The sequence below is a fragment of the Streptomyces sp. NPDC049541 genome, from assembly GCF_044465725.1.
GTDB lineage: Bacteria > Actinomycetota > Actinomycetes > Streptomycetales > Streptomycetaceae > Streptomyces.
This window is the reverse complement of sequence record NZ_JBITLY010000005.1, coordinates 50,015-76,734: the sequence shown is the minus strand read 5'-3', so window position 1 is coordinate 76,734 and position 26,720 is coordinate 50,015. Positions and strand designations below refer to the sequence as shown.

The 26,720-nt window shown below is 66.4% G+C and carries 29 protein-coding genes and 1 pseudogene; 1 reads left to right on the top strand and 29 read right to left on the bottom strand.

Features of this window, described 5'->3' with window-relative positions; translation table 11 throughout:
* The 19 genes from rpsE to rpsJ form a co-directional block, all read right to left on the bottom strand.
* A complete protein-coding gene (rpsE, locus tag ACIBW9_RS19650) occupies window positions 1-606 on the bottom strand; it encodes a 30S ribosomal protein S5 (protein ID WP_019753099.1) in 606 nt (201 codons plus the stop codon).
* Window positions 607-642: 36 nt separating this feature from the next.
* A complete protein-coding gene (gene rplR / locus ACIBW9_RS19645) occupies window positions 643-1,026 on the bottom strand; it encodes a 50S ribosomal protein L18 (RefSeq protein ID WP_071364959.1) in 384 nt (127 codons plus the stop codon).
* A gap of 3 nt (window positions 1,027-1,029) precedes the next feature.
* Window positions 1,030-1,569, bottom strand: a complete 540-nt coding sequence (gene rplF, locus ACIBW9_RS19640) for a 50S ribosomal protein L6 (RefSeq protein WP_389084286.1) — start codon at window positions 1,567-1,569, stop codon at window positions 1,030-1,032.
* A 24-nt stretch (window positions 1,570-1,593) separates the two neighbouring features.
* A complete protein-coding gene (gene rpsH / locus ACIBW9_RS19635; protein ID WP_030930492.1) occupies window positions 1,594-1,992 on the bottom strand; it encodes a 30S ribosomal protein S8 in 399 nt (132 codons plus the stop codon).
* Window positions 1,993-2,204: 212 nt separating this feature from the next.
* A complete protein-coding gene (locus tag ACIBW9_RS19630; protein ID WP_003948630.1) occupies window positions 2,205-2,390 on the bottom strand; it encodes a type Z 30S ribosomal protein S14 in 186 nt (61 codons plus the stop codon).
* A gap of 5 nt (window positions 2,391-2,395) precedes the next feature.
* Window positions 2,396-2,953, bottom strand: a complete 558-nt coding sequence (gene rplE / locus ACIBW9_RS19625) for a 50S ribosomal protein L5 (RefSeq protein ID WP_398956619.1) — start codon at window positions 2,951-2,953, stop codon at window positions 2,396-2,398.
* On the bottom strand, window positions 2,953-3,276 hold the full coding sequence (gene rplX, locus ACIBW9_RS19620) for a 50S ribosomal protein L24 (protein WP_031477830.1): 324 nt from the start codon (window positions 3,274-3,276) through the stop codon (window positions 2,953-2,955). Before rplX ends, rplE begins: the two co-directional genes overlap by 1 nt.
* A 2-nt stretch (window positions 3,277-3,278) precedes the next feature.
* On the bottom strand, window positions 3,279-3,647 hold the full coding sequence (gene rplN, locus ACIBW9_RS19615; protein WP_003998823.1) for a 50S ribosomal protein L14: 369 nt from the start codon (window positions 3,645-3,647) through the stop codon (window positions 3,279-3,281).
* A gap of 171 nt (window positions 3,648-3,818) precedes the next feature.
* Entirely contained in the window at window positions 3,819-4,109 is a 291-nt protein-coding gene (gene rpsQ / locus ACIBW9_RS19610; protein WP_115906447.1) for a 30S ribosomal protein S17, read from the bottom strand.
* Window positions 4,109-4,333, bottom strand: coding sequence for a 50S ribosomal protein L29 (gene rpmC, locus ACIBW9_RS19605; protein WP_030930505.1), 225 nt, complete (start codon window positions 4,331-4,333; stop codon window positions 4,109-4,111). Before rpmC ends, rpsQ begins: the two co-directional genes overlap by 1 nt.
* Window positions 4,333-4,752, bottom strand: a complete 420-nt coding sequence (gene rplP, locus ACIBW9_RS19600) for a 50S ribosomal protein L16 (RefSeq protein ID WP_009327094.1) — start codon at window positions 4,750-4,752, stop codon at window positions 4,333-4,335. The genes rpmC and rplP overlap by 1 nt, the downstream gene beginning before the upstream one ends.
* Window positions 4,753-4,757: 5 nt before the next feature.
* Complete coding sequence (gene rpsC, locus ACIBW9_RS19595; RefSeq protein ID WP_014674374.1) at window positions 4,758-5,579, bottom strand: 30S ribosomal protein S3; 822 nt, start codon at window positions 5,577-5,579, stop codon at window positions 4,758-4,760.
* Window positions 5,579-5,926: a 50S ribosomal protein L22 gene (rplV, locus tag ACIBW9_RS19590; protein ID WP_023547379.1), complete on the bottom strand. Its 348-nt coding sequence runs from the start codon at window positions 5,924-5,926 to the stop codon at window positions 5,579-5,581. The genes rpsC and rplV overlap by 1 nt, the downstream gene beginning before the upstream one ends.
* A gap of 44 nt (window positions 5,927-5,970) precedes the next feature.
* Entirely contained in the window at window positions 5,971-6,252 is a 282-nt protein-coding gene (gene rpsS, locus ACIBW9_RS19585) for a 30S ribosomal protein S19 (RefSeq protein WP_351462482.1), read from the bottom strand.
* A gap of 12 nt (window positions 6,253-6,264) precedes the next feature.
* Complete coding sequence (gene rplB / locus ACIBW9_RS19580) at window positions 6,265-7,101, bottom strand: 50S ribosomal protein L2 (RefSeq protein WP_115906448.1); 837 nt, start codon at window positions 7,099-7,101, stop codon at window positions 6,265-6,267.
* Between the two features lie 38 nt (window positions 7,102-7,139).
* The gene (gene rplW, locus ACIBW9_RS19575; RefSeq protein WP_099930777.1) at window positions 7,140-7,559 is read right to left on the bottom strand and encodes a 50S ribosomal protein L23; all 420 of its coding nucleotides are present in this window, start codon (window positions 7,557-7,559) and stop codon (window positions 7,140-7,142) included.
* On the bottom strand, window positions 7,559-8,215 hold the full coding sequence (gene rplD / locus ACIBW9_RS19570) for a 50S ribosomal protein L4 (protein ID WP_398956614.1): 657 nt from the start codon (window positions 8,213-8,215) through the stop codon (window positions 7,559-7,561). The genes rplW and rplD overlap by 1 nt, the downstream gene beginning before the upstream one ends.
* 8 nt (window positions 8,216-8,223) lie before the next feature.
* A complete protein-coding gene (rplC, locus tag ACIBW9_RS19565; RefSeq protein WP_189933353.1) occupies window positions 8,224-8,868 on the bottom strand; it encodes a 50S ribosomal protein L3 in 645 nt (214 codons plus the stop codon).
* Window positions 8,869-8,885: 17 nt separating this feature from the next.
* Complete coding sequence (gene rpsJ / locus ACIBW9_RS19560; RefSeq protein WP_003948644.1) at window positions 8,886-9,194, bottom strand: 30S ribosomal protein S10; 309 nt, start codon at window positions 9,192-9,194, stop codon at window positions 8,886-8,888.
* 669 nt (window positions 9,195-9,863) lie between these two features.
* Between rpsJ and ACIBW9_RS19555 the strand changes: the two are divergent.
* Window positions 9,864-10,946 (top strand): annotated as a pseudogene (locus ACIBW9_RS19555) (right-handed parallel beta-helix repeat-containing protein); the annotation flags it as partial.
* A gap of 238 nt (window positions 10,947-11,184) precedes the next feature.
* Here ACIBW9_RS19555 and tuf read toward each other — a convergent pair.
* The 10 genes from tuf to rplJ form a co-directional block, all read right to left on the bottom strand.
* Window positions 11,185-12,378, bottom strand: coding sequence for an elongation factor Tu (tuf, locus tag ACIBW9_RS19550; RefSeq protein ID WP_398956611.1), 1,194 nt, complete (start codon window positions 12,376-12,378; stop codon window positions 11,185-11,187).
* A gap of 172 nt (window positions 12,379-12,550) precedes the next feature.
* Window positions 12,551-14,677 carry an elongation factor G gene (fusA, locus tag ACIBW9_RS19545; protein ID WP_344404672.1) on the bottom strand — a complete coding sequence of 709 codons (2,127 nt, stop codon included), beginning with the start codon at window positions 14,675-14,677 and terminating at the stop codon, window positions 12,551-12,553.
* A gap of 39 nt (window positions 14,678-14,716) precedes the next feature.
* A complete protein-coding gene (gene rpsG / locus ACIBW9_RS19540) occupies window positions 14,717-15,187 on the bottom strand; it encodes a 30S ribosomal protein S7 (protein ID WP_003998848.1) in 471 nt (156 codons plus the stop codon).
* A 2-nt stretch (window positions 15,188-15,189) separates the two neighbouring features.
* Complete coding sequence (rpsL, locus tag ACIBW9_RS19535) at window positions 15,190-15,561, bottom strand: 30S ribosomal protein S12 (protein WP_003948652.1); 372 nt, start codon at window positions 15,559-15,561, stop codon at window positions 15,190-15,192.
* 341 nt (window positions 15,562-15,902) lie between these two features.
* Entirely contained in the window at window positions 15,903-16,556 is a 654-nt protein-coding gene (locus ACIBW9_RS19530; protein WP_398956609.1) for a DUF1707 and DUF4190 domain-containing protein, read from the bottom strand.
* Window positions 16,557-16,947: 391 nt separating this feature from the next.
* Window positions 16,948-17,181, bottom strand: coding sequence for a hypothetical protein (locus ACIBW9_RS19525; RefSeq protein WP_398956607.1), 234 nt, complete (start codon window positions 17,179-17,181; stop codon window positions 16,948-16,950).
* A 176-nt stretch (window positions 17,182-17,357) separates the two neighbouring features.
* On the bottom strand, window positions 17,358-21,257 hold the full coding sequence (locus ACIBW9_RS19520) for a DNA-directed RNA polymerase subunit beta' (protein WP_351462489.1): 3,900 nt from the start codon (window positions 21,255-21,257) through the stop codon (window positions 17,358-17,360).
* Between the two features lie 99 nt (window positions 21,258-21,356).
* Window positions 21,357-24,842 carry a DNA-directed RNA polymerase subunit beta gene (gene rpoB, locus ACIBW9_RS19515; RefSeq protein ID WP_398956604.1) on the bottom strand — a complete coding sequence of 1,162 codons (3,486 nt, stop codon included), beginning with the start codon at window positions 24,840-24,842 and terminating at the stop codon, window positions 21,357-21,359.
* A gap of 559 nt (window positions 24,843-25,401) precedes the next feature.
* On the bottom strand, window positions 25,402-25,791 hold the full coding sequence (rplL, locus tag ACIBW9_RS19510; protein ID WP_398957624.1) for a 50S ribosomal protein L7/L12: 390 nt from the start codon (window positions 25,789-25,791) through the stop codon (window positions 25,402-25,404).
* A 122-nt stretch (window positions 25,792-25,913) separates the two neighbouring features.
* Window positions 25,914-26,444 (bottom strand): 50S ribosomal protein L10, encoded by a 531-nt coding sequence (gene rplJ / locus ACIBW9_RS19505; RefSeq protein ID WP_389084246.1) that lies wholly within the window; start codon window positions 26,442-26,444, stop codon window positions 25,914-25,916.
* Window positions 26,445-26,720 lie beyond the last annotated feature (276 nt).

Genomic DNA, 26,720 nt, shown 5'->3' with positions numbered 1-26,720 from the left:
TTACGCACCCGCCCCGGCACGCGCACGCAGCAGAGCCGCGGGAGCGACGTCCTCGAGCGGCAGACCACGGCGGGCCGCGATCTCCTCGGGACGCTGCAGGCCCTTCAGGGCCTCCACGGTCGCGTGCACGATGTTGATCGCGTTGTCGGAGCCGAGCGACTTCGACAGCACGTCGTGGATACCGGCGCACTCGAGCACGGCACGCACCGGGCCACCGGCGATAACACCGGTACCGGGGGACGCGGGCTTGAGCAGCACGACGCCGGCAGCCTTCTCACCCTGGATCGGGTGCGGGATGGTGCCCTGGATACGGGGGACCTTGAAGAAGTGCTTCTTGGCCTCCTCAACGCCCTTGGCGATGGCGGCCGGCACCTCCTTGGCCTTGCCGTAACCGACACCCACGGTGCCGTCACCGTCGCCCACCACGACCAGCGCGGTGAAGCTGAAGCGACGACCACCCTTCACAACCTTGGCGACGCGGTTGATCGCGACGACGCGCTCAACGTACGCGGTCTTCTCGGCGGCAGCAGCGCCGCCGTCACGGCCCTTCCGGTCCCGCCGCTCGCCGCCACCGGCACCGCTTCCACGGCGCTGGGGTCCAGCCATTGGATTACCTCTCTCTTTCCGCTAGCTACAAGCGGCTCAGAACTTGAGCCCGGCTTCGCGGGCGGCGTCCGCCAGGGCGGCGATGCGCCCGGCGTACTGGTTGCCACCACGGTCGAACACGACGGCCTCGACACCGGCGGCCTTGGCGCGCTCGGCGACCAGGGCACCGACCTGCTTGGCCTGCGCGGACTTGTCGCCCTCGCCACCGCGGATCGAGGTGTCCAGGGTGGACGCCGACGCAAGGGTGTGACCCTTGAGGTCGTCGATCACCTGGGCCACGATGTGGCGGTTCGAGCGGGTAACGACCAGACGCGGACGCTCCGCCGTACCGTTGATCCGCTTGCGGATCCGGATGTGACGGCGCTTGATCGCGGCGCGCTTGTAGGCGTCGCCCTTGAGGATCTTCTGTCCGTATGCCATGGCTTACTTACCCGCCTTTCCGACCTTGCGGCGGATGACTTCGCCCTCGTACTTGACGCCCTTGGCCTTGTACGGGTCGGGCTTGCGCAGCTTGCGGATGTTGGCCGCAACCTCGCCGACCTTCTGCTTGTCGATGCCCTCGACCGAGAACCGGGTGGGGGCCTCCACCTTGAAGGTGATGCCCTCGGGGGCCTCGACGGTGATCGGGTGGCTGTAGCCGAGAGCGAACTCGAGGTTCGAACCCTTGGCGGTCACTCGGTAACCGACACCGCTGATCTCGAGCTTCTTCACGTAACCCTGGGTCACGCCGGTGATCATGTTCGCCACCAGCGTGCGGGACAGGCCGTGCAGGGCCTTGTTCTGACGCTCGTCGTTGGGGCGGGTGACGTTCAGGACGCCGTCCTCACCCTTGGCGACCTCGATCGGCGCGGCGACGGTGTGGGTCAGCGTGCCCTTGGGGCCCTTGACCGAGACCGTACGCCCGTCGATGGTGACGTCCACGCCGGCGGGAACCGCGATGGGGAGCTTGCCGATGCGCGACATAGCTGTTTCCTCCGTTCCCTTCCGCTACCAGACGTAGGCGAGGACTTCCCCACCCACGCCCTTCTTGCCGGCCTGCTTGTCGGTGAGGAGCCCGTGCGACGTGGAGATGATCGCCACGCCGAGGCCGCCGAGCACCTTCGGCAGGTTGGTGGACTTCGCGTACACCCGGAGACCGGGCTTGGAGATCCGCTTGATGCCCGCGATGGAGCGCTCACGGTTCGGACCGAACTTCAGCTCGAGAACGAGGTTCTTGCCGACCTCGGCGTCCTCGACCTTCCAGCCCGTGATGAAGCCCTCCTGCTGGAGGATCTCCGCGATGTGCGACTTGATCTTCGATGCCGGCATCGACACGGAGTCGTGGTATGCCGAGTTCGCGTTCCGCAGACGCGTAAGCATGTCTGCGATCGGATCAGTCATGGTCATGAATTGGCCTTCGGCCTCTCTCGCCGGGGTTTCCAGGTGCCCATCCCTCTCCTCGATCCGAGACGAGGCGGGTGCGGTGCGGTGGACCTACGGCGTAGTAAGTCGTACGGGCAATCGTCAGACGCCCAACCCTCCAAGCCTAAGCCATGGAAGGGAGGGCGCCTGACACGCCCATTGCTTACCGAGAGCTTCGGGAATCCCTAAATGCGGGATTACCAGGAGCTCTTGGTCACGCCCGGCAGCTCGCCACGGTGAGCCATCTCACGAAGGCACACGCGGCACAGGCCGAACTTGCGGTACACGGAGTGGGGACGGCCGCAGCGCTGGCAGCGCGTGTAGCCACGCACGCCGAACTTGGGCTTGCGAGCAGCCTTCGCGATCAGAGCCTTCTTCGCCATCTCGCTCACGCCTCCTTGAAGGGGAAGCCGAGGTGACGAAGGAGCGCACGGCCCTCAGCGTCGTTGGTCGCCGTGGTCACCACGGTGATGTCCATACCCCGGACGCGGTCGATCTTGTCCTGGTCGATCTCGTGGAACATGACCTGCTCCGTGAGACCGAAGGTGTAGTTGCCACGGCCGTCGAACTGCTTGGGGGACAGGCCACGGAAGTCGCGGATGCGCGGCAGCGCGAGCGACAGGGTGCGGTCCAGGAACTCCCACATGCGGTCGCCACGGAGCGTGACGTGGGCACCGATCGGCTGGCCCTCACGCAGCTTGAACTGCGCGATGGACTTGCGGGCCTTGGTGACGGCCGGCTTCTGACCGGTGATCGTGGTGAGGTCGCGGACGGCGCCCTCGATCAGCTTGGAGTCGCGGGCGGCGTCGCCCACACCCATGTTGACCACGATCTTGACGAGGCCGGGGATCTGCATGACGTTCTCGTACTTGAACTCGTCACGCAGCTTGCCCGCGATCTCCTCGCGGTACTTCGTCTTGAGACGCGGAGTGGTGGTGGTAGCCATCAGATGTCCTCACCCGTCCGCTTGGCAACGCGGATCTTGTTGCCCTCGTCGTCGAAGCGGTAACCGACACGCGTGACGACCTTGTTGCCGTCCTTCTCAACGACCAGCTGGACGTTGGAGACGTGGATCGGCGCCTCGGTCGTGACGATGCCGCCGGCCTGCGAACCGCGAGCGGTCGGACCGGCCTTGGTGTGCTTCTTGACCCGGTTGACACCCTCGACCAGGACGCGCTCCTCGCGCGGGTAAGCGGCAATGACCTTGCCCTGCTTGCCCTTGTCCTTGCCGGTGATGACCTGGACCAGGTCGCCCTTCTTGATCTTCATGCTTACAGCACCTCCGGAGCCAGCGAGATGATCTTCATGAACTTCTTCTCGCGCAGCTCACGCCCGACCGGGCCGAAGATGCGGGTGCCGCGAGGGTCACCGTCGTTCTTCAGAATGACGGCGGCGTTCTCGTCGAAGCGGATGTACGAGCCGTCCGGACGGCGGCGCTCCTTGACGGTGCGAACGATGACCGCCTTGACGACGTCACCCTTCTTCACGTTGCCACCGGGGATCGCGTCCTTGACGGTGGCGACGATGACGTCACCGATGCCCGCGTAGCGGCGACCGGAGCCACCGAGCACACGGATGCAAAGGATCTCCTTCGCACCAGTGTTGTCGGCGACACGCAGTCGCGACTCCTGCTGGATCACGTCTATCTCCTGTTTGTCTGCCGGTTCCCTCCGGGGGTTGACCCGGAGAGCCTGGCGGAACCGTCCTGCGAGGATTGCCCCGCAGGAATTACTTGCGCCTCTTCAGGCGGAGACCCACGCCGGGGTCCGGGGCGGAGCCCCGGCGGGGGCAGCGGGGCGAACCCCGCTTGATTACTTCGCCTTCTCGAGGATCTCGACGACGCGCCAGCGCTTCGTCGCGGACAGCGGCCGGGTCTCCGCGAGGAGGACACGGTCGCCGACACCCGCGGCGTTCTGCTCGTCGTGCGCCTTGAGCTTGTTCGTACGGCGGATGACCTTGCCGTACAGCGCGTGCTTCACGCGGTCCTCGACAGCGACGACGACGGTCTTGTCCATCTTGTCGCTGACGACGAGACCCTCACGGGTCTTGCGGGCGCCACGTGCCTCGGTCGTCTGCTCTTCAGTCACATTGTTCTCGCTCATCAGGCGTTCTCCACCGTTTCGATGCCCAGCTCACGCTCGCGCATCAGGGTGTAGATCCGCGCGATGTCCTTGCGGACCGCCTTCAGACGGCCGTGGTTCTCGAGCTGACCCGTCGCCGCCTGGAAGCGGAGGTTGAACAGCTCTTCCTTGGACTCGCGGAGCTTCGCCAGAAGCTCCTCGTTGCCCAGCTCGCGCAGCTCGGACGCCTTGGTACCGGCCGACATCACGCTTCACCTGCCTCGCGCTTGACGATCCGGCACTTCATCGGCAGCTTGTGGGCGGCACGAGTGAGGGCCTCACGCGCAATCTTCTCGTTGGGGTACGACAGCTCGAACATCACGCGTCCGGGCTTGACGTTGGCGATCCACCACTCCGGAGAACCCTTACCGGAACCCATGCGGGTCTCGGCAGGCTTCTTGGTGAGGGGACGGTCCGGGTAGATGTTGATCCAGACCTTGCCACCACGCTTGATGTGACGCGTCATGGCGATACGAGCGGCCTCGATCTGACGGTTCGTCACGTACGCCGGGGTGAGCGCCTGGATGCCGTACTCGCCGAACGCAACCTGCGTGCCGCCCTTGGCAGCGCCGGAGCGCTTCGGGTGGTGCTGCTTGCGGTGCTTGACCCTACGGGGGATCAGCATGTCGGTCAGGCCTCCGTTCCGGTGCTCTCAGCCGGAGCGGCGGCGGGAGCCTCGGCCTTGGGGGCCTCGGCACCGGCAGCCTGCTGCGGCTTGCGACCGCGCCGCTCGCCACCGCGGCCACCACGGGCCGGGCGGTCGGCACCACCACGGGCCGGGCGGTTACCCGCACGGGCCGCAGCGTTCTCGGCGCGGACCTCGGCGATGTTCTTGACGTCGCCCTTGTAGATCCAGACCTTCACACCGATGCGGCCGAAGGTCGTCTTGGCCTCGAAGAAGCCGTAGTCCACGTTCGCGCGGAGCGTGTGCAGGGGCACACGGCCCTCGCGGTAGAACTCCGAGCGGGACATCTCGGCGCCACCGAGGCGGCCACCGCACTGGATCTTGATGCCCTTGGCGCCGGCCTTCATCGCCGACTGCATGCTCTTGCGCATGGCGCGGCGGAAGGAGACGCGGGAGGAGAGCTGCTCGGCGACGGCCTGAGCAACCAGCTGAGCGTCCGTCTCGGGGTTCTTGACCTCGAGGATGTTCAGCTGGACCTGCTTGCCCGTGAGCTTCTCGAGGTCACCGCGGATGCGGTCGGCCTCGGCGCCACGGCGGCCGATGACGATGCCCGGACGCGCGGTGTGGATGTCCACACGCACACGGTCACGGGTGCGCTCGATCTCCACCTTCGAGATGCCGGCGCGCTCCATGCCGGACGTCATCATCCGACGGATGGCGACGTCTTCCTTGACGTAGTCCTTGTACAGCTTGTCGGCGTACCAGCGGGACTTGAAGTCCGTGGTGACACCGAGCCGGAACCCATGCGGGTTAACCTTCTGGCCCATTACCGGGTTCCTTCCTTGCTGCTGACGACCACGGTGATGTGGCTGGTCCGCTTGCGGATCCGGTAGGCACGGCCCTGGGCACGCGGACGGAACCGCTTCAGGGTCGGGCCCTCGTCGACGTACGCCTCGGAAACGAAGAGGCTGTCGGCGTCGGTGTGGTCGTAGTTGTGCGCGGCGTTGGCGATGGCGCTGTCCAGCACCTTGCCGACGGGCACTGAGGCTGCCTGCGGAGCGAATCGCAGAACAGCCTGAGCCTCCGTGGCATCCATGCCACGGATAAGGTCCACCACGCGGCGGGCCTTCATGGGCGTAACGCGGATGTACCGCGCCTGGGCCCTGGCTTCCATGGTTGTCCCTCTCAGTTACTTACGTGTCTGAATGCGATCCGCTGCTAGCGGCGCTTCGACTTCCGGTCGTCCTTGACGTGACCCCGGAAGGTGCGCGTCGGCGAGAACTCGCCGAGCTTGTGGCCGACCATCGACTCGGTGACGAACACCGGGATGTGGGTCTTGCCGTTGTGCACCGCGATCGTGTGGCCGAGCATGGCCGGGACGATCATCGAGCGACGGGACCAGGTCTTGATGACGTTCTTGGTGCCGGCTTCGTTCTGAGCATCCACCTTCTTGGCGAGGTGCTCGTCGACAAAGGGCCCCTTCTTGAGACTGCGCGGCATCTAAACCCGCTCCTAGCGCTTCTTGTTCGTCTTGCGGCGGCGGACGATGTACTTGTTCGACGCCTTCTTGGGCGAACGAGTACGACCTTCCTTCTGACCCCAGGGGCTGACCGGGTGGCGACCACCGGAGGTCTTGCCCTCACCACCACCGTGCGGGTGGTCAACCGGGTTCATCGCCACACCGCGAACGGTCGGGCGGACGCCCAGCCAGCGCTTGCGGCCGGCCTTGCCCCAGTTGATGTTGCTCTGCTCGGCGTTGCCGACCTCGCCGACCGTGGCGCGGCAGCGCTGGTCGACCAGGCGGATCTCACCGGACGGCATGCGGAGGTGGGCCATCGAGCCCTCCTTCGCGAGCAGCTGCACGGAGGCACCGGCGGAGCGGGCGAACTTGGCGCCACCGCCCGGACGAAGCTCCACGGAGTGGATCGTCGTACCGACCGGGATGTTGCGCAGCGCCAGGTTGTTGCCGGGCTTGATGTCGGCGCCGGGACCGTTCTCGATCCGGTCGCCCTGCGTCAGGCCCTTCGGCGCCAGGATGTAGCGCTTCTCGCCGTCCGCGTAGTGGAGCAGCGCGATGCGCGCGGTGCGGTTGGGGTCGTACTCGATGTGCGCGACCTTCGCCGGCACGCCGTCCTTGTCGTGACGACGGAAGTCGATCACGCGGTAGGCGCGCTTGTGTCCGCCACCCTGGTGGCGAACGGTCACACGACCGGCGTTGTTACGGCCGCCCTTGCTGTGCAGCGGGCGGACCAGCGACTTCTCCGGCGTGGACCGCGTGACCTCGACGAAGTCGGCGACGCTGGAGCCACGGCGGCCCGGCGTAGTCGGCTTGTACTTGCGGATTCCCATTTCTCAGTCCTCGTCCGATATCGGACGATCCGACCCGCTTACGCGGTCGGACCGCCGAAGATGTCGATACGGTCGCCCTCGGCGAGGGTCACGATCGCGCGCTTGGTGGCCGCACGCTGGCCGAAGCCGGTGCGGGTCCGCTTGCGCTTGCCGATGCGGTTGATCGTGTTGACCCCGGTGACCTTGACCGAGAAGACCGCCTGGACGGCCTGCTTGATCTGGGTCTTGTTGGCACTCGGGTCGACGATGAACGTGTACTTGTTCTCGTCGAGAAGCGCGTAGCTCTTCTCGGAGACGACCGGCTTGAGCAGCACGTCACGGGGGTCCGTGTACGACTTGCTCAGCGGGGTCTCGACGGTGTTCTTGCCCTCGGCGGCGTGGCGACGCGCCTTGGCGACGCGCGCGGCCTTGGCGGCCTTCGCAGCCTTGGAGGCAATGCTCGGGTGACGCGTAGCCATCAGGCCTCGCTCCCTTCGGTGTCGGCGGCCTTGGGGCCAGACACGAAGGACTCGAAAGCGGCCTGGGTGAAGACCACGTCGTCCGAGACGAGAACGTCGTACGTGTTCAGCTGGCCCGGCTCCAGGATGTGGACCTGGGGCAGGTTGCGGGCGGACAGCCACGCGGCCTCGTCGGCGCGCTCGACGACCAGGAGCAGGTTCTTGCGCTCCGAGATCTTGCCGAACAGCGTCCGGGCGGCCTTCGTCGACGGGTTCTCACCCTCGACGACGCCGGAGACGACGTGGATGCGGTTGTGACGGGCCCGGTCGGTGAGGGCGTGACGCAGCGCGGCAGCCTTCATCTTCTTCGGGGTCCGCTGCGAGTAGTCGCGCGGCACGGGACCGTGCACGACGCCACCACCGGCGAACTGCGGCGCACGGGTCGAGCCCTGACGGGCGCGGCCGGTGCCCTTCTGGCGGTACGGCTTCTTGCCGCCACCGCGGACCTCGCCACGGGTCTTGGTCTTGTGCGTGCCCTGACGGGCAGCGGCCAGCTGCGCGACGACGACCTGGTGGATCAGCGGGATGCTGACCTTCTCAACGCCGAAGATCTCCGCGGGGAGCTCGACGGAACCGGCCTTGTCGCCCGCCGGCGAAAGGATGTCAACAGTGCTCATCGGTTACCTCAGGCCCCCTTGGCCGCGGTGCGGACCAGGACGAGGCCGCCGTTCGGACCGGGAACCGCGCCCTTGATGAGCAGCAGACCCTTCTCCGCGTCAACGGCGTGGACGGTCAGGTTCTGGGTGGTGACCCGCTCGTTGCCCATGCGACCCGCCATGCGGAGGCCCTTGAACACACGGCCCGGGGTGGCGCAGCCACCGATGGAGCCGGGAGAGCGGTGCTTGCGCTGGGTGCCGTGACCGGCGCCGAGGCCACCGAAGTTGTGGCGCTTCATGACACCGGCGAAGCCCTTGCCCTTGCTCTTGCCGGTGACGTCGACCTTGACGCCCGCCTCGAACACCTCGGCGGTGATCTCCTGGCCGAGGGTGTACTCGCTGGCGTCAGCGGTACGGATCTCGACGAGGTGGCGGCGGGGGGTGACGTCGGCCTTGGCGAAGTGGCCCTTGAGGGGCTTGTTCACCTTGCGCGGGTCGATCTCGCCGAAGGCGATCTGAACCGACTCGTAGCCGTCGCTGTCGTTCGTACGCACCTGGGTGACGACGTTCGGGCCGGCCTTGACGACGGTGACCGGAACAACACGGTTGTTCTCGTCCCACACCTGCGTCATGCCGAGCTTCTCGCCCAGGATGCCCTTGATCTGCTTAGCCATTCTCAGATCACCGGCCCTCAGAGCTTGATCTCGATGTCGACACCGGCCGGGAGGTCGAGTCGCATCAGAGAGTCAACGGTCTTGGGCGTCGGGTCGAGGATGTCGATCAGGCGCTTGTGCGTGCGCATCTCGAAGTGCTCGCGCGAGTCCTTGTACTTGTGCGGCGACTTGATGACGCAGTACACGTTCTTCTCAGTGGGCAGCGGCACCGGGCCCGCGACCGACGCACCAGTGCGGGTCACCGTCTCGACGATCTTCTTCGCCGAGGAGTCGATGACCTCGTGGTCGTAGGCCTTGAGCCGGATGCGGATCTTCTGTCCCGCCATGGCTACTCAGTAGTCCTTCGTCTCTTCACGCTCTGGAACCCGGTCCTCCGTACGCTCCTTCGCCGACCCACGCGGTCGGGCGTGTCGCGCTTCCACTGACACAGATGTCCCTTGTTCGGACATCCCTTGCCTGGGAAAGAGGTTCACCCGGGTGCCTGGCCAGTGCCGCACCGCACTTCCCGGAAGATTCCCGTACGTCCGCCCCAGTGCTGCCTTACGGCAGTTAGGGCGACGAGTACTGTGGGACTCGCTTCCGGTCCCCCCGGCGGGAGGCGCGCAGCATCAACACTCGACCGAGCAACTCCGACAGTCTGCCATACGGGGCAGGGGCCTGGCCAATCGAGCCGGAGAGAATACCCCCAGGGTGACGCAGGTCAAACCCGCACCCTTGACACCCCCCGGACGAGCACCGGGCAGACTCTCGCCGGAACCCCCTTTCTATTCATGTCCATGAATAAGAATCAAGCACACAACTATTGACGCGTCCATAGCAAGCGCTTACGTTCCCCTTCGGCACTACTGGAAAGCGCTTTCCCTTGCACGGCACCCCTGGTCACGGACGAACCCGGAGGCACCACCATGCAAGTGAGACCCGTCATCGCGTGTGTCAGCCTGCTGTCCGGCGCGCTCGTCGCGCTGTCCGGCACCCCGGCACAGGCCGCGAGCACCACGCAGTACGTGTCGCCGAGCGGCACCGCGAGCGCGGCCGGCACACAGTCCGCCCCCACGACGCTCGCCACCGCGATCAGCCGCATCGCACCCGGCGGCACCATCTATCTGCGGGGCGGGACGTACAACTACTCGTCGACGATCACCATCCCGGCCGGCAGCAACGGCACCTCAAGTGCCCGCACCACCCTGTCCGCCTACCCGGGCGAGACCCCGGTGCTCAACTTCTCGGCGCAGAGCGAGAGTTCGTCGAACCGCGGCCTTCAGTTGAACGCCAACTACTGGCACGTCTACGGCCTCAGCGTCGAACACGCCGGCGACAACGGCATCTATGTCGGCGGCAGCAACAACGTCATCGAGCGCACGGTGACGGCGTACAACCGCGACACGGGCCTGCAGCTGGGCCGGATCTCCTCGAGCACCCCGAGCAGCCAGTGGCCGTCGAACAACCTGATCGTGAGCTCGGAGTCGCACGACAACATGGACTCCACCGGCGAGAACGCCGACGGCTTCGCGGCGAAGCTCACCACCGGAACCGGCAACGTCTTCCGCTACGACGTGTCCCACAACAACATCGACGACGGCTGGGACCTGTACACCAAGTCCGACACCGGCGCGATCGGCCCGGTGACCATCGAGTACTCGCTCTCCTACGGCAACGGCACCCTGACCGACGGCACGCAGAACGCCAACGGCGACCGCAACGGCTACAAGCTGGGCGGCGACGACATCGCCGTCAACCACGTCGTCCGGCACAGCATCGCCTACCGCAACGGCCATCACGGGTTCACGTACAACAGCAACCCCGGCACGATGGCGATCTCGAACAACGTCGGCGTCGACAACGCCGAGCGCAACTTCTCGTTCGACAAGGGAACGTCCGTGTTCCGGACGAACACCTCGTGCCGCTTCAGCGTGAGCGGTTCGAACGACAAGACCGTCGGGGACGCGGACGGCTCCAACCAGTTCTGGACGGGCACGAACGGCTCCCGCTGCTCGTCGTACGCGGGCGCACTCGGCTGGTCCTTCGCCTCGAACGGCTCCCTCGCCGTGACCTTCGGCGGCAAGGTGGTGACGCCGTGACCAGGGGTCTCTGATAGTCCTGCGGCTTCGCCACGGCGGTGGCACCGCGCCTGAAGGCGCGGGGAACTGCGCGACCAGCCTTCAGCACGCGGGCCGCAGGCCGCGGCGAGCATCGCGGCCGCGCCCCACACCCGGCCAGAAGGGGCAGCCGCGGGGCAAGCGAAAGGGCCCGTACGACCGAAGTCGTACGGGCCCCTTCAGGAGCTCGCGCTGGAGCTACCAGGTCAAGTCAACAAGCTCACTTGTTGATCTTGGTGACCTGGCCGGCGCCGACCGTCCGGCCACCCTCACGGATGGCGAACTTCAGGCCCTCTTCCATGGCGACGGGCTGGATGAGCTCCACCTTCATCTCGGTGTTGTCACCCGGCATGACCATCTCGGTGCCCTCGGGGAGGGTCACGACGCCGGTCACGTCCGTCGTACGGAAGTAGAACTGCGGACGGTAGTTGTTGAAGAACGGCGTGTGACGGCCACCCTCGTCCTTGGAGAGGATGTAGGCCTGCGCCTCGAACTCGGTGTGCGGGGTGACCGAGCCCGGCTTGATGATGACCTGGCCGCGCTCGACGTCCTCGCGCTTGATGCCGCGGAGCAGCAGACCGACGTTCTCACCGGCCTGGCCCTCGTCGAGCAGCTTGCGGAACATCTCGATGCCGGTGACCGTGGTGGTGGTCTTCTCCTGCTTGATACCGATGATGTCCACGGTCTCGTTGACCTTCAGGACACCACGCTCGATACGGCCGGTGACGACCGTACCACGACCGGTGATCGTGAAGACGTCCTCGATCGGCATCAGGAACGGCTTGTCGACGTCGCGCTCCGGCTCCGGGATCGCGGTGTCGACGGCGGCCATCAGGTCCAGGACCGACTGGCCCCACTCCTTGTCGCCCTCGAGCGCCTTGAGCGCGGAGACCTTGACGACCGGAACGTCGTCGCCCGGGAACTCGTACTCGGAGAGCAGCTCACGAACCTCGAGCTCGACGAGCTCCAGGATCTCCTCGTCGTCCACCATGTCGGCCTTGTTCAGGGCGACGACGATGTACGGAACGCCGACCTGGCGGGCCAGGAGCACGTGCTCCTTGGTCTGCGGCATCGGGCCGTCGGTGGCGGCGACCACGAGGATGGCGCCGTCCATCTGGGCAGCACCGGTGATCATGTTCTTGATGTAGTCCGCGTGACCGGGGCAGTCGACGTGGGCGTAGTGACGGGTCTCCGTCTGGTACTCGACGTGCGCGATGGAGATGGTGATACCGCGCTGGCGCTCCTCGGGAGCCTTGTCGATCTGGTCGAACGCCGAGGCCTCGTTCAGGTCCGGGAACGCGTCGTGCAGCACCTTGGTAATGGCGGCCGTGAGGGTCGTCTTACCGTGGTCGATGTGACCGATGGTGCCGATGTTGACGTGCGGCTTAGTCCGCTCGAACTTCGCCTTCGCCACTGGGGTCCTCCTGTGGAGTGGTTCTGTACGCCTTGGTTCAATCGGCGCCAGGTGATCTTTGCTGTCAAATCCCGGGCCCCGGGTCATTCCGCCACGAATATGGAGGAACGACCCGTGAGGCTCCGGGGTCAAGCCTAAGGCGTGTGAACGCGGTGCGTTAAACGCAGGTGCGTTACTCGCCCTTGGCCTTCGCGATGATCTCCTCGGCGACGTTCCGCGGAACCTCGGCGTAGGAGTCGAACTGCATGGAGTAGCTCGCACGGCCGGACGTCTTGCTGCGCAGGTCGCCGACGTAACCGAACATCTCCGAGAGGGGCACGAGGCCCTTCACGACGCGGGCACCGGCCCGCTCCTCCATGGCCTGGATCTGACCACGGCGGGAGTTGATGTCGCCGATGACCTCACCCATGTAGTCCTCGGGCGTGGTGACCTCGACGGCCATCATCGGCTCGAGCAGCACGGGGCTGGCCTTGCGCGCGGCCTCCTTGAAGGCCTGCGAACCGGCGATCTTGAAGGCGAGCTCGGAGGAGTCGACCTCGTGGTAGCCACCGTCGATGAGCGTGACGCGGACGCCCGTCATCTCGTAGCCCGCGAGGATGCCGAACTGCATGGCCTCCTGCGCACCGGCGTCCACCGAAGGGATGTACTCCTTCGGGATGCGGCCACCGGTCACCTTGTTCACGAACTCGTACGAGGCGTCGCCGCCCTCGATGGGCTCGATCGCGATCTGCACCTTGGCGAACTGACCGGTACCACCGGTCTGCTTCTTGTGGGTGTAGTCCACGCGCTCGACGGCCTTGCGGATCGTCTCGCGGTAGGCGACCTGCGGCTTGCCGACGTTGGCCTCGACCTTGAACTCACGGCGCATACGGTCGACCAGCACCTCGAGGTGCAGCTCGCCCATGCCACCGATGATGGTCTGGCCGGTCTCCTCGTCCGAGTGGACCTGGAAGGACGGGTCCTCCTCGGCCAGGCGCTGGATCGCGACGCCCAGCTTCTCCTGGTCGCCCTTGGACTTCGGCTCGATGGCGACCTGGATGACCGGCGCCGGGAAGTCCATGGACTCCAGGATCACCGGGGCCTTGTCGTCGCACAGCGTCTCACCGGTCGTGGTCTGCTTCAGACCCATGACGGCGATGATGTCGCCGGCGCCCACCGCGTCGATCTCCTCACGCTTGTTCGCGTGCATGCGGTAGATCTTGCCGATGCGCTCCTTCTTGCCCTTGACGGAGTTCAGCACGGCGGTGCCGGACTCCAGGCGGCCCGAGTAGACCCGGACGAAGGTGAGCTTGCCGAGGTGCGGGTCGCTCATGATCTTGAACGCCAGCGCGGACAGCGGCTCGTCGTCGGACGGCTTGCGCTTGACGACCTCCTCCGGGTCGTTCACGGCGTGGCCCTCGATGGCCTCGACGTCGAGCGGGGAGGGGAGGTAGCGCACGACCGCGTCGAGCAGGGGCTGGACGCCCTTGTTCTTGAACGCGGTGCCGCAGAACACCGGGGTGACCGTGGTGTCCTTGGACTTGCCGGACGCGATGGTGATGCGACGGATCGCGGCGTACAGCTGCTCCACGGAGGGCTCGGTGCCCTCCAGGTACAGCTCCATGATCTCTTCGTCGTTCTCGGCCACGGCCTCGAGCAGCTTGCCGCGGTACTCCTCGGCGGCCTCGGCGTGGGTGTCCGGGATGTCGACGACGTCGTACATCTCGCCCTTGGTGGCCTCGGCGGACCAGACCAGGGCCTTCATCGTCACGAGGTCGACGACGCCCTTGAAGTCGGCCTCGGCACCGATCGGGAGCTGCATCACGATCGGCTGAGCGCCGAGGCGGTCAGAGATCATGTCGACGCAGCGGTGGAACTCGGCACCGGTGCGGTCGAGCTTGTTGACGAAGCAGATGCGGGGGACGCCGTAGCGGTCCGCCTGACGCCACACCGTCTCGGACTGGGGCTCAACGCCGGCGACGCCGTCGAACACCGTCACGGCACCGTCGAGCACGCGCAGCGAACGCTCCACCTCGACGGTGAAGTCGACGTGGCCCGGCGTGTCGATGATGTTGATGGTGTGGTCGACGTCTTCCAGCGGCCAGTGACAGGTGGTGGCAGCAGAGGTGATCGTGATGCCACGCTCCTGCTCCTGCTCCATCCAGTCCATGGTGGCAGCGCCGTCGTGGACCTCACCGATCTTGTACGAAACGCCGGTGTAGAACAGGATCCGCTCGGTGGTGGTCGTCTTGCCCGCGTCGATGTGGGCCATGATCCCGATGTTGCGGACCTTGGCCAGGTCAAGTGAAGTGGTAGCCATAAGGCTTCAGTCTTCTCTCGGTCTCGATGTGGGTAGCGACTACCAGCGGTAGTGCGCGAAGGCCTTGTTGGACTCGGCCATCTTGTGCGTGTCCTCGCGCTTCTTGACGGCCGCACCGAGGCCGTTCGAAGCGTCGAGAAGCTCGTTGAGCAGACGCTCGGTCATGGTCTTCTCGCGACGGGCGCGGGAGTAACCGACCAGCCAGCGCAGCGCCAGGGTGTTGGCGCGGCCGGGCTTGACCTCGACCGGCACCTGGTAGGTGGCGCCACCGACACGGCGGGACTTGACCTCGAGGGTCGGCTTGATGTTCTCCAGAGCGCGCTTCAGCGTGATGACCGGGTCGTTGCCGGTCTTCTCGCGCAGGCCCTCCATGGCGCCGTAGACGATGCGCTCGGCGGTGGAGCGCTTGCCGTTCAGCAGCACCTTGTTGATGAGCGACGTGACCAGAGGAGAACCGTAGACCGGGTCGATGATGACCGGGCGCTTCGGGGCGGGGCCCTTACGAGGCATTCTTACTTCTCCTTCTTGGCGCCGTAGCGGGAACGGGCCTGCTTGCGGTTCTTGACACCCTGGGTGTCGAGGGAGCCACGGATGATCTTGTAGCGAACACCCGGCAGGTCCTTCACACGGCCGCCGCGCACGAGCACGATGGAGTGCTCCTGCAGGTTGTGTCCCTCACCCGGAATGTAAGCGGTGACCTCGATCCCGCTGGTCAGACGCACACGCGCGACCTTACGCAGGGCCGAGTTCGGCTTCTTCGGGGTGGTCGTGAACACACGCGTGCAGACGCCACGACGCTGAGGGGAACCCTCGAGTGCGGGCGTCTTGTTCTTCTCGACCTTGTCCTGCCGGCCCTTGCGGACCAGCTGCTGGATCGTAGGCACTACTTCTCCGGTTTCTGTGTGCCGATGGGTACAGCTAACCTGGAACGTCGCCGACCCACGCGGTCGGGTGTGTCGAATCCGGCAGACTCCCGCCGCCAGGCGGAAAGGGCGCAGATTACGGTGGCCAATGACGGCTCGCCATGCGGTTGAAGGCACGCACGAGAGCCAGGGCACACCCCAGGCACAAGGTCTGAGCGTACCTACCTCATACGCTGCGGTCAAAACAAATGGGCCGCGCCCGCATCGCCATGCGAAGCATGTCAAGACCCTACGCCGTACATGATCTTCGAATTCTCGTTCCCGACACGTCGAGGAGCTATGTCACCGCAGCTCGCCCCTGGTCACGCGGAGGCCAGAGCCGCCGCGATGAGGATGGTGATGATCAGCGCCCAGCCGGCGACCGACAGCCAGCCCAGGACGAGGCCGGTCATGGCGAAGCCCTCGCCGCGCTCACCGGTGCGCTGTATTTCGCTGCGGGCGGAGTGGCCGAGGATGACCGCGGGGAGGCCGGTGATCCCGGCGGTGAAGAACGTGAGGATCCCGCAGACCAGGGAGCCGACCGCCTTGCCGTTCGTGGGCGGCGGGACCGGCAGAAAGGTCGCGGGCACGTGCGGGGCGGCCTGATGGACGGGCACGGGGCCCTGCGGCAGATCGGCGACCAGCAGGGCCAGCTCCCCCACCGTACGGGCCGCGTACGCCCGCGCCACCCGCCGGTCGAACTCCTCCTTCTCCAGCCGCCCCTCCCCGTACCCCGCCCGCAGCACGTCCACGGCACGCTCACGGTCGGCGTGGGAGGCGAGCATGGACGGAGCGGTCTGCCCCTGCCAGCTCTGCCCGAAGCCCTGAACCGGCGGTGAGCCGCCCGGCCACGGCTGAGGCAGACCCGCCTGCTGCCAGGGCCGCCGGGGCACGTCCTGCCCCGACTGCGGGACGTCCTGCGCCCGCTGCGAGTCCCCCTGCCCGGACTGCCAGGGCTGCCATGACGGATTGGACACGAGTACCTCCCCGAACCCCCGAGTCACTCCATGATGCGCCGAAGCGGCGTTTTCGGCACAGACCGCAGCATCTGCTTCTACGCTGACAGGTCATGGACATGAGAAGCGGGCGGGGCCGGACGGGGAACCGCGGCTGTCCCTCGACGCCATGACGGCGGACTTCGTCGTGGACGTCGCGAACGCGACCGAGTCGGCGCATCGGGAAGCGGTGGCCGTACCCCCGACCCCGTGGAACCCGCCACGACCCCGGAGCTGTCGAAGCCTCCGACGAACAGCTCTGGCAGGCCCTCGAGGACGCCGAGCGGCAGCTGGACGCGGGCCGTTACCGAGCTGCCGACGTCGCGTTCGGACGGCTCTCGCAGCGGCCGTACGCCGAAGCCCGGCACGGGCACTACGGCTCCAGCAGCCGGGCGGCCTCGCCGTCCCCGTCCCGGCCAAGGACCCGCGCGGTGCCCGCCGCGATGCTCAATACCCCGGTGGGGAAGCCCAGTTCGACCCCTTCCGGGGTGTTCTTCCGGCGGGTGCGTGCGACGCCCCCGCCGCTCAGGGAGTACGGGGTGAAGCAGGCCCGGCACACGAGCTGCCCGGGCCCTTCGGCCACCGCTCCGCACGGACAGCGGCGCATGCTCTCCCCATGGCATCGCTCCGGGACCGCCCCGCCCGTGATGGGACGCGGACAACTCCCGGCGCGCCGCAACTTGGAGGATCACCCTGTGGTCGTATCGCGAAACCGCGTATGCGGGAACGCCGAAGGGCGGCCACCCCCAACGGGGTGACCGCCCTTCAACTCAAGCTGCTCGCTTACTGGTTGTACGGACCGTAGTCGTAGTCCTCCAGCGGGACGGCCTGGCCGGAGCCCGTGCCGAACGGCGAGTAGTCGATGTCGTCGTAGCCGACGGCCGAGTACATCGCGGCCTTGGCCTCCTCGGTCGGCTCGACCCGGATGTTGCGGTAGCGGGACAGGCCCGTACCGGCCGGGATGAGCTTACCGATGATGACGTTCTCCTTGAGGCCGATCAGGGAGTCGGACTTGGCGTTGATCGCCGCGTCCGTGAGGACCCTGGTCGTCTCCTGGAAGGACGCCGCCGACAGCCACGACTCGGTCGCCAGCGAGGCCTTGGTGATACCCATCAGCTGCGGACGGCCGGAGGCCGGGTGGCCGCCTTCCTGGACCACACGACGGTTCTCGACCTCGAACTTCGAGCGCTCGACCAGCTCGCCGGGCAGCAGCTCGGCGTCGCCGGACTCGATGATCGTCACACGGCGCAGCATCTGCCGGATGATGATCTCGATGTGCTTGTCGTGGATCGACACACCCTGCGAGTTGTAGACCTTCTGGACCTCGCCGACCAGGTGGACCTGGACGGCACGCTGGCCCAGGATGCGCAGCACGTCGTGCGGGTTGGTGGCACCCACGGTGAGCTTCTGGCCCACCTCGACGTGCTCGCCCTCGCTGACCAGGAGACGGGCGCGCTTCGAGATCGGGTACGCCGTCTCGTCGCTGCCGTCGTCCGGGGTGACGACGATCTTCTTGGTCTTCTCGGTCTCCTCGATCCGGACGCGGCCGGAGGCCTCGGAGATCGGGGCGACACCCTTCGGGGTACGGGCCTCGAAGAGCTCGACGACACGCGGCAGACCCTGGGTGATGTCGTCACCGGCCACACCACCGGTGTGGAAGGTACGCATCGTCAGCTGGGTACCGGGCTCACCGATGGACTGGGCGGCGATGATGCCGACCGCCTCACCGATGTCGACCAGCTTGCCGGTGGCCAGCGAGCGGCCGTAGCACATGGCGCAGGTGCCGACCTGGGACTCGCAGGTCAGGATCGAGCGGGTCTTGACCTCCTCGACACCGTGGTGCACCAGCTGGTCGATGAGCACGTCGCCCAGGTCCACGTTGGCCGGCGCGATCACCTTGCCGTCGATGACGACATCCTCGGCGAGCATGCGGGCGTAGACGCTGGTCTCGACGTCGTCCGCCTTGCGCAGCACACCGTCGGCGCCGCGGTTGGCGATCCGCAGCTTCAGGCCGCGCTCGGTGCCGCAGTCCTCCTCGCGGATGATGACGTCCTGCGAGACGTCCACCAGACGACGGGTCAGGTAACCCGAGTCGGCGGTACGCAGAGCGGTGTCCGCCAGACCCTTACGGGCACCGTGCGTGGAGATGAAGTACTCCAGCACGGACAGACCCTCACGGAACGACGCCTTGATCGGACGCGGGATCGTCTCGTTCTTCGCGTTCGACACCAGACCACGCATACCGGCGATCTGACGCATCTGCATCATGTTGCCTCGTGCACCCGAGTTCACCATCATGAAGATCGGGTTGGTCTTCGGGAAGTTGTCGTTCATCGCCTCGGCGACCTCGTTGGTCGCCTTGGTCCAGATCGCGATGAGCTCCTGCGTGCGCTCGTCCTTGGTGATCAGACCGCGCTCGTACTGCTTCTGGACCTTCTCGTCCTGCGCCTCGTAGCCCTTGACGATCTCCTTCTTCGCCTCGGGAACGACGACGTCGGAGATGGCCACGGTGACACCGGAACGGGTCGCCCAGTAGAAGCCCGCCGCCTTCAGGTTGTCGAGCGTCGCCGCCACGATGACCTTGGGGTAGCGCTCGGCGAGGTCGTTGACGATCTCGGAGAGCTGCTTCTTGCCGACCTCGTAGTCGACGAACGGGTAGTCCTCGGGCAGCAGCTCGTTGAAGAGCGCGCGGCCCAGGGTCGTCCGCAGCCGGAAGGTGTCACCCTGCTGCCACTCCGGCTCGCCCTCCTCCTGCGCCGGCGGGGTCCAGCCGCGCGGCGGGATGGTGCCCACCGGGAAGCGGATGTCCACGCGCGACTGCAGCGAGAGCTCGCCGGCGTCGAACGCCATGATCGCCTCGGCGACGGACGCGAAGGAGCGCTCCTCGCCCTTGACGTTGCGCATCTCGCCGTCGGTGGTGAGGAAGAACAGACCGAGGACCATGTCCTGGGTCGGCATCGTCACCGGACGGCCGTCGGCGGGCTTGAGGATGTTGTTCGAGGACAGCATCAGGATGCGGGCCTCGGCCTGCGCCTCCGCGGACAGCGGCAGGTGCACGGCCATCTGGTCACCGTCGAAGTCCGCGTTGAACGCGGTGCAGACGAGCGGGTGGATCTGGATGGCCTTGCCCTCGACCAGCTGCGGCTCGAAGGCCTGGATGCCGAGGCGGTGCAGGGTGGGAGCACGGTTCAGCAGCACCGGGTGCTCGGCGATGACCTCTTCGAGGACGTCGTACACGACGGTGCGGCCGCGCTCCACCATGCGCTTGGCGCTCTTGATGTTCTGCGCGTGGTTCAGGTCCACCAGGCGCTTCATCACGAACGGCTTGAAGAGCTCCAGCGCCATCGCCTTCGGCAGACCGCACTGGTGCAGCTTCAGCTGCGGACCGACGACGATCACGGAACGCGCCGAGTAGTCGACTCGCTTACCGAGCAGGTTCTGACGGAAACGGCCCTGCTTACCCTTCAGCATGTCGCTGAGGGACTTCAGCGGACGGTTGCCGGGGCCCGTGACCGGGCGACCACGACGACCGTTGTCGAAGAGGGCGTCCACGGCCTCCTGGAGCATGCGCTTCTCGTTGTTCACGATGATCTCGGGCGCACCGAGGTCGAGAAGCCGCTTCAGTCGGTTGTTCCGGTTGATCACACGGCGGTACAGGTCGTTCAGGTCGGAGGTCGCGAAGCGGCCACCGTCCAGCTGCACCATCGGACGCAGGTCCGGCGGGATGACCGGGACGCAGTCGAGGACCATGCCCTTGGGGCTGTTGGAGGTCTGCAGGAAGGCAGACACGACCTTCAGCCGCTTCAGGGCGCGGGTCTTCTTCTGGCCCTTGCCGGTGCGGATGATCTCGCGGAGGCGCTCGGCCTCCTCCTCCAGGTCGAAGGACTCCAGGCGCTTCTGCAGCGCCGCGGCACCCATCGAACCGTCGAAGTACGTGCCGAAGCGGTCACGCAGCTCGCGGTAGAGGAGCTCGTCGCCCTCCAGGTCCTGGACCTTGAGGTTCTTGAACCGGGTCCACACCTCGTCGAGTCGGTCGATCTCGCGCTGCGCGCGGTCGCGCAGCTGCTTCATCTCACGCTCGGCGCCCTCGCGCACCTTGCGGCGCACATCGGCCTTGGCACCCTCGGCCTCGAGCTCGGCCAGGTCGGACTCGAGCTTCTTGGCGCGGGCCTCCAGGTCGGCGTCCCGGCGGTTCTCGATCTGCTGACGCTCGACCGAGACGTGCGCCTCCAGGGAGGGCAGGTCGCGGGTACGGCGCTCCTCGTCGACGTACGTGATCATGTACGCCGCGAAGTAGATGACCTTCTCGAGGTCCTTGGGCGCCAGGTCCAGCAGGTAGCCGAGGCGCGAGGGGACACCCTTGAAGTACCAGATGTGCGTGACGGGGGCGGCCAGTTCGATGTGGCCCATCCGCTCACGGCGCACCTTGGCGCGAGTCACCTCGACGCCGCAGCGCTCACAGATGATGCCCTTGAACCGGACACGCTTGTACTTGCCGCAGTAGCACTCCCAGTCCCGGGTCGGACCGAAGATCTTCTCGCAGAAGAGTCCGTCCTTTTCGGGCTTGAGGGTGCGGTAGTTGATGGTCTCGGGCTTCTTGACCTCGCCGTGGCTCCACTGACGGATGTCGTCAGCGGTGGCCAGGCCGATCCGGAGCTCGTCGAAGAAGTTGACGTCGAGCACTATGCGTCAATCCCTCTCAGGGTTGTAAGTCTTTGGTCTGATACGGGGGTCCAGGGGCCGGCCGGAGGGTCCTCACCAGGTCCTCCGGCCGGACTCCCGTCAGACCTCTTCGACGCTGCTCGGCTCGCGCCGGGACAGGTCGATGCCGAGCTCCTCCGCAGCGCGGAAGACATCCTCGTCGGTGTCACGCATCTCGATGGACATACCGTCGCTGGACAGCACCTCCACGTTCAGGCAGAGCGACTGCATCTCCTTGATGAGCACCTTGAAGGACTCGGGGATGCCGGGCTCGGGGATGTTCTCGCCCTTGACGATGGCCTCGTAGACCTTCACGCGGCCGGTGACGTCGTCGGACTTGATGGTCAGCAGCTCCTGGAGGGCGTATGCGGCGCCGTATGCCTCCAGCGCCCACACCTCCATCTCGCCGAACCGCTGGCCACCGAACTGGGCCTTACCACCCAGCGGCTGCTGGGTGATCATCGAGTACGGGCCGGTCGAACGCGCGTGCAGCTTGTCGTCGACCAGGTGGTGCAGCTTCAGGATGTACATGTAGCCGACCGAGATCGGCTCCGGGAACGGCTCACCGCTACGGCCGTCGAACAGCCGCGCCTTGCCGGACGGGAGCACCATGCGCTCGCCGTCGCGGTTCGGGATGGTGTGCTGCAGCAGACCCGCGAGCTCGTCCTCGCGCGCACCGTCGAAGACGGGGGTCGCGACGTTCGTGCCCGGGTCGACCTGGTCGGCGCCGATGGCCTGCAGGCGCTGCGCCCACTCGTCGGCGAGACCGGAGACGTCCCAGCCACGGCTGGCGAGCCAGCCGAGGTGGATCTCGAGCACCTGTCCCGGGTTCATTCGGGACGGCACACCCAGCGGGTTGAGGATGATGTCGACCGGAGTTCCGTCCTCGAGGAACGGCATGTCCTCGATGGGCAGGATCTTCGAGATGACACCCTTGTTGCCGTGCCGGCCGGCGAGCTTGTCACCGTCGGTGATCTTGCGCTTCTGCGCCACGTACACGCGCACGAGCTGGTTCACACCGGGGGGAAGCTCGTCGCCCTCCTCGCGGTCGAAGACGCGGACGCCGATGACCTTGCCGGTCTCGCCGTGCGGCACCTTCAGCGAGGTGTCACGGACCTCACGGGCCTTCTCACCGAAGATCGCGCGCAGCAGGCGCTCCTCCGGGGTCAGCTCGGTCTCGCCCTTCGGGGTCACCTTGCCGACGAGGATGTCGCCGGCGATGACCTCGGCGCCGATGCGGATGATGCCGCGCTCGTCGAGGTCGGCGAGCACCTCCTCGGAGACGTTCGGGATGTCCCGGGTGATCTCCTCGGGGCCGAGCTTGGTGTCACGGGCGTCGACCTCGTGCTCCTCGATGTGGATCGAGGAGAGGACGTCGTCCTGCACGAGGCGCTGCGACAGGATGATCGCGTCCTCGTAGTTGTGACCCTCCCACGGCATGAACGCCACGAGCAGGTTCTTGCCCAGCGCCATCTCGCCGTTCTGGGTGGCCGGGCCGTCGGCGAGGACCTGGCCCTCGATGATCCGGTCGCCCTCGTTGACGATGACCTTCTGGTTGACCGAGGTGCCCTGGTTGGAGCGGGCGAACTTGGCCAGGCGGTACGTGATGTACGTGCCGTCGTCGTTGGCGGTGGTGATGTAGTCCGCGGAGACCTCCTGGACCACACCCGCCTTCTCGGCCTTGACCACGTCGCCGGCGTCGACGGCGGAGCGGTACTCCATGCCGGTGCCGACGAGCGGGGACTCGCTCTTGATCAGGGGCACGGCCTGACGCATCATGTTCGCGCCCATGAGGGCACGGTTGGCGTCGTCGTGCTCGAGGAACGGGATCATGGCGGTCGCGACCGACACCATCTGGCGCGGCGAGACGTCCATGTAGTCCACGTCGTCACCGGCGACGTAGTCGACCTCACCGCCACGGCGGCGGACCAGCACCCGGTTCTCGGCGAACCGCATGTCGTCGTTGAGCGTGGCGTTGGCCTGCGCGATGACGAAGCGGTCCTCCTCGTCGGCCGTCAGGTAGTCCACCTCGTCGGTGACCTGACCGTCGACGACCTTGCGGTACGGCGTCTCGACGAAGCCGAACGCGTTGACACGGCCGTAGGAGGCGAGCGAGCCGATCAGACCGATGTTCGGGCCTTCGGGCGTCTCGATCGGGCACATGCGGCCGTAGTGGGACGGGTGCACGTCACGGACCTCGAAGCCGGCCCGCTCACGGGAGAGACCACCCGGGCCAAGAGCCGACAGACGGCGCTTGTGGGTGAGACCCGACAGCGGGTTGTTCTGGTCCATGAACTGCGACAGCTGGCTGGTGCCGAAGAACTCCTTGATGGAGGCGACGACCGGCCGGATGTTGATCAGGGTCTGCGGCGTGATCGCCTCGACGTCCTGGGTCGTCATGCGCTCGCGGACGACGCGCTCCATACGAGCCAGACCCGTGCGGACCTGGTTCTGGATGAGCTCGCCGACGCTGCGCAGACGACGGTTGCCGAAGTGGTCGATGTCGTCGGTCTCGACGACGATCGACTGGCCGCTGTCGCCAACGGTCTCGGTCTCGCCCGCGTGCAGCTTCACCAGGTACTTGATCGTCGAGATGATGTCCTCGACGGTCAGGATGCCCGCGTCCAGCGGAGCGTCCGCACCCAGCTTCTTGTTGACCTTGTAGCGGCCGACCTTGGCGAGGTCGTAGCGCTTCGGGTTGAAGTAGAGGTTCTCGAGCAGCGTCTGCGCGGCCTCACGCGTCGGGGGCTCGCCCGGGCGCAGCTTGCGGTAGATGTCGAGCAGCGCGTCGTCCTGGCCCTGGGTGTGGTCCTTCTCCAGGGTGGCGCGCATGGACTCGTACTCGCCGAACTCCTCCAGGATCTGCTCGGTCGTCCAACCGAGAGCCTTGAGCAGAACGGTCACGGACTGCTTGCGCTTGCGGTCGATGCGCACACCGACCATGTCGCGCTTGTCGATCTCCATCTCCAGCCAGGCACCCCGGGACGGGATGATCTTGGCGGAGAAGATGTCCTTGTCGGACGTCTTGTCGATGGAGGAGTCGAAGTAGACGCCGGGCGAACGGACCAGCTGCGACACCACGACACGCTCGGTGCCGTTGATGACGAAGGTGCCCTTGTTCGTCATGAGCGGGAAGTCGCCCATGAAGACCGTCTGGGACTTGATCTCGCCGGTCTCGTTGTTGGTGAACTCAGCCGTCACGAAGAGCGGAGCGGCGTACGTGAAGTCGCGCTCCTTGCACTCGTCGATGCTGTTCTTCGGCGGCTCGAAACGGTGGTCGCGGAACGTCAGCGACATCGACCCGGAGAAGTCCTCGATCGGAGAGATCTCCTCGAAGATCTCCTCCAGACCGGACTTGGTGGGGACGTCCTGACCGGACTCCAGAGCCGCCTCGACCCGACTCTGCCAGGCGGTGTTCCCGAGCAGCCAGTCAAAGCTCTCGGTCTGCAGCGCGAGCAGGTTGGGAACCTCGAGGGGCTCCTTGATCTTTGCAAAGGAGATGCGCAGCGGGGCGGTGCTGGCACCGTTGTTCGTATTCGCGGTCGAGGCAGTGCGCGAGGCGGCCAAGAGGGGGTCCTTCCGAGGGCTCGGACTCACTACGCGCGTACCGGTCCCTCTCCCACACACAGAGACAGGACTCCCCGATTTAGCCGAAAGGCCAGGTCAGGGACGTTCTGATCGTCGGTGTTCAAGCGAGGGCATGCCCCTGGTGACGGGCAGGGGACAGCTAACAGGCAGCGCAAAGGGTCAGTGTAGCCACTCGGCACACTGATGTCCAGCCCCGGTTTTCGGAGACCCTCGTTGTTCTCAACACCTGCGGCAAGCCCACGCCCTCAATGCACGTTGATACTGCCCTCTTCATCGTCGATCCATGCCTCGGATTCGGATCCTTGTGACGACGCGTCCTGAGAATTGCGCGCTGCGTGCGGTTCGTCAAGGCCCCCATGGCCCAAACCACATACCACCTGGGGTGCTTGGAGGCACGACGAAGATCACCATACTCCGCACACCCGAGGGTGCAAGGCAGCCACCACCCGGCGCCCAGGAACGCCGAAGAGCGACCACCCGGATGGATGATCGCTCTTCAGAGCTCAGGCGTTACAGCCCCTGGGGGGCCGAAGAAGCCTTACTTGACGTCGACGGAGGCGCCGGCGCCCTCGAGGGCCTCCTTGGCCTTGTCCGCGGCGTCCTTGGCGACCTTCTCGAGAACGGGCTTCGGGGCGCCGTCCACGAGGTCCTTGGCCTCCTTCAGGCCCAGCGAGGTCAGCTCACGCACGACCTTGATGACCTGGATCTTCTTGTCGCCGGCGCCGGTGAGGATGACGTCGAACTCGTCCTTCTCCTCGACGGCCTCGGCACCACCGGCGGCACCGCCGGCAGCCGGGGCGGCGACGACGGCCGCGGCAGCGGCGGTGACGTCGAACTTCTCCTCGAACGCCTTCACGAACTCGGAGAGCTGGATGAGGGTCATGCCCTCGAACTCGGCGAGCAGTTCGTCCTGGGTGAGAGCCACGATGGCTTTCCTTCCACTAATTTCGGCTGGTGCCGGGATGTACATGTCTGGCGGGCGTACGTTCGGCCCGCTGTGACCGCTCCTTGGGCGGGGAGCCTCAGGCGGCGGTCAATGCGCGAGCCGAGTTACTCGGCACCGCCCTGCTCGTCCTGCTTGGCGCGAAGGGCGTCCACGGTGCGGACGAGCTTCGTCGGAAGCGCCTGGAAGAGCTGTGCAGCCTGCGTCTGCTTGCCCTTCAGGGCGCCCGCCAGCTTGGCGAGCAGAACCTCGCGGGACTCGAGGTCCGCAAGCTTCTTGATCTCGTCGGCGGACAGCGCCTTGCCGTCAAGGACACCGCCCTTGATGACGAGGTTCGGGTTGTCCTTGGCGAAGTCACGAAGACCCTTCGCCGACTCCACCGGGTCACCGGTGACGAAGGCGACCGCCGTCGGACCGTTGAACAGGTCGTCGAGCGTCGAGATCCCGGCCTCGTTGGCCGCAATCTTGGTCAGCGTGTTCTTCACCACGGCGTACTGGGCGTTCTCACCGAGCGAGCGGCGCAGCGTCTTGAGCTGCGCCACGGTGAGACCCCGGTACTCGGTCAGCACAGCGGCGCTTGAGCTACGGAACTGCTCCGTGAGCTCGGCCACCGCGGCAGCCTTGTCGGGCCTTGCCATGAGCGTCGGCCTCCTTCCGGGTGATGACGACCGCTCGGAAGGGGCTGGGAAAACGAAACGCCCCGGCGCAGGCGCACGGGGCGTAGCTCTACCGGATCATCACAGCGCCAGCTGCGAACTCCGGGAGCACTTCCACAGTCACCTGCGCGGGTCGTCCGCGGTTCAGCGGATCCTTCGGCCACCGCACCCTCCAGGAGCGCACGGCAACGACCAGCGGTCTTTGGCTTCCTCAGGAGAGTACGGGACCGGACGGCCGTCGAGCAAATCCGCCCGTAC

Excerpts from the sequence above, each read along its gene's own strand:
- rplE (WP_398956619.1), bottom strand. The coding sequence starts at position 2,953 with ATGGCTACCACCACCACTCCGCGTCTCAAGACGAAGTACCGCGAGGAG.
- rplP (WP_009327094.1), bottom strand. The coding sequence starts at position 4,752 with ATGCTGATCCCCCGTAGGGTCAAGCACCGCAAGCAGCACCACCCGAAG.
- ACIBW9_RS19630 (WP_003948630.1), bottom strand. The coding sequence starts at position 2,390 with ATGGCGAAGAAGGCTCTGATCGCGAAGGCTGCTCGCAAGCCCAAGTTC.
- rpsS (WP_351462482.1), bottom strand. The coding sequence starts at position 6,252 with ATGCCGCGCAGTCTCAAGAAGGGGCCCTTTGTCGACGAGCACCTCGCC.
- rplW (WP_099930777.1), bottom strand. The coding sequence starts at position 7,559 with ATGGCTACGCGTCACCCGAGCATTGCCTCCAAGGCTGCGAAGGCCGCC.
- rpsG (WP_003998848.1), bottom strand. The coding sequence starts at position 15,187 with ATGCCTCGTAAGGGCCCCGCCCCGAAGCGCCCGGTCATCATCGACCCG.
- rplD (WP_398956614.1), bottom strand. The coding sequence starts at position 8,215 with ATGAGCACTGTTGACATCCTTTCGCCGGCGGGCGACAAGGCCGGTTCC.
- rplR (WP_071364959.1), bottom strand. The coding sequence starts at position 1,026 with ATGGCATACGGACAGAAGATCCTCAAGGGCGACGCCTACAAGCGCGCC.
- fusA (WP_344404672.1), bottom strand. The coding sequence starts at position 14,677 with ATGGCTACCACTTCACTTGACCTGGCCAAGGTCCGCAACATCGGGATC.
- rpmC (WP_030930505.1), bottom strand. The coding sequence starts at position 4,333 with ATGTCGGCCGGTACCAAGGCGTCCGAGCTGCGCGAGCTGGGCAACGAG.
- ACIBW9_RS19525 (WP_398956607.1), bottom strand. The coding sequence starts at position 17,181 with ATGCGCCGCTGTCCGTGCGGAGCGGTGGCCGAAGGGCCCGGGCAGCTC.
- rplV (WP_023547379.1), bottom strand. The coding sequence starts at position 5,926 with ATGGAAGCCAGGGCCCAGGCGCGGTACATCCGCGTTACGCCCATGAAG.
- rplX (WP_031477830.1), bottom strand. The coding sequence starts at position 3,276 with ATGAAGATCAAGAAGGGCGACCTGGTCCAGGTCATCACCGGCAAGGAC.
- rplJ (WP_389084246.1), bottom strand. The coding sequence starts at position 26,444 with ATGGCAAGGCCCGACAAGGCTGCCGCGGTGGCCGAGCTCACGGAGCAG.
- rpsQ (WP_115906447.1), bottom strand. The coding sequence starts at position 4,109 with ATGAGCGAGAACAATGTGACTGAAGAGCAGACGACCGAGGCACGTGGC.
- rplB (WP_115906448.1), bottom strand. The coding sequence starts at position 7,101 with ATGGGAATCCGCAAGTACAAGCCGACTACGCCGGGCCGCCGTGGCTCC.
- rpsC (WP_014674374.1), bottom strand. The coding sequence starts at position 5,579 with ATGGGCCAGAAGGTTAACCCGCATGGGTTCCGGCTCGGTGTCACCACG.
- rpsJ (WP_003948644.1), bottom strand. The coding sequence starts at position 9,194 with ATGGCGGGACAGAAGATCCGCATCCGGCTCAAGGCCTACGACCACGAG.
- rplC (WP_189933353.1), bottom strand. The coding sequence starts at position 8,868 with ATGGCTAAGCAGATCAAGGGCATCCTGGGCGAGAAGCTCGGCATGACG.
- rpsH (WP_030930492.1), bottom strand. The coding sequence starts at position 1,992 with ATGACCATGACTGATCCGATCGCAGACATGCTTACGCGTCTGCGGAAC.
- rpsE (WP_019753099.1), bottom strand. The coding sequence starts at position 606 with ATGGCTGGACCCCAGCGCCGTGGAAGCGGTGCCGGTGGCGGCGAGCGG.
- rplF (WP_389084286.1), bottom strand. The coding sequence starts at position 1,569 with ATGTCGCGCATCGGCAAGCTCCCCATCGCGGTTCCCGCCGGCGTGGAC.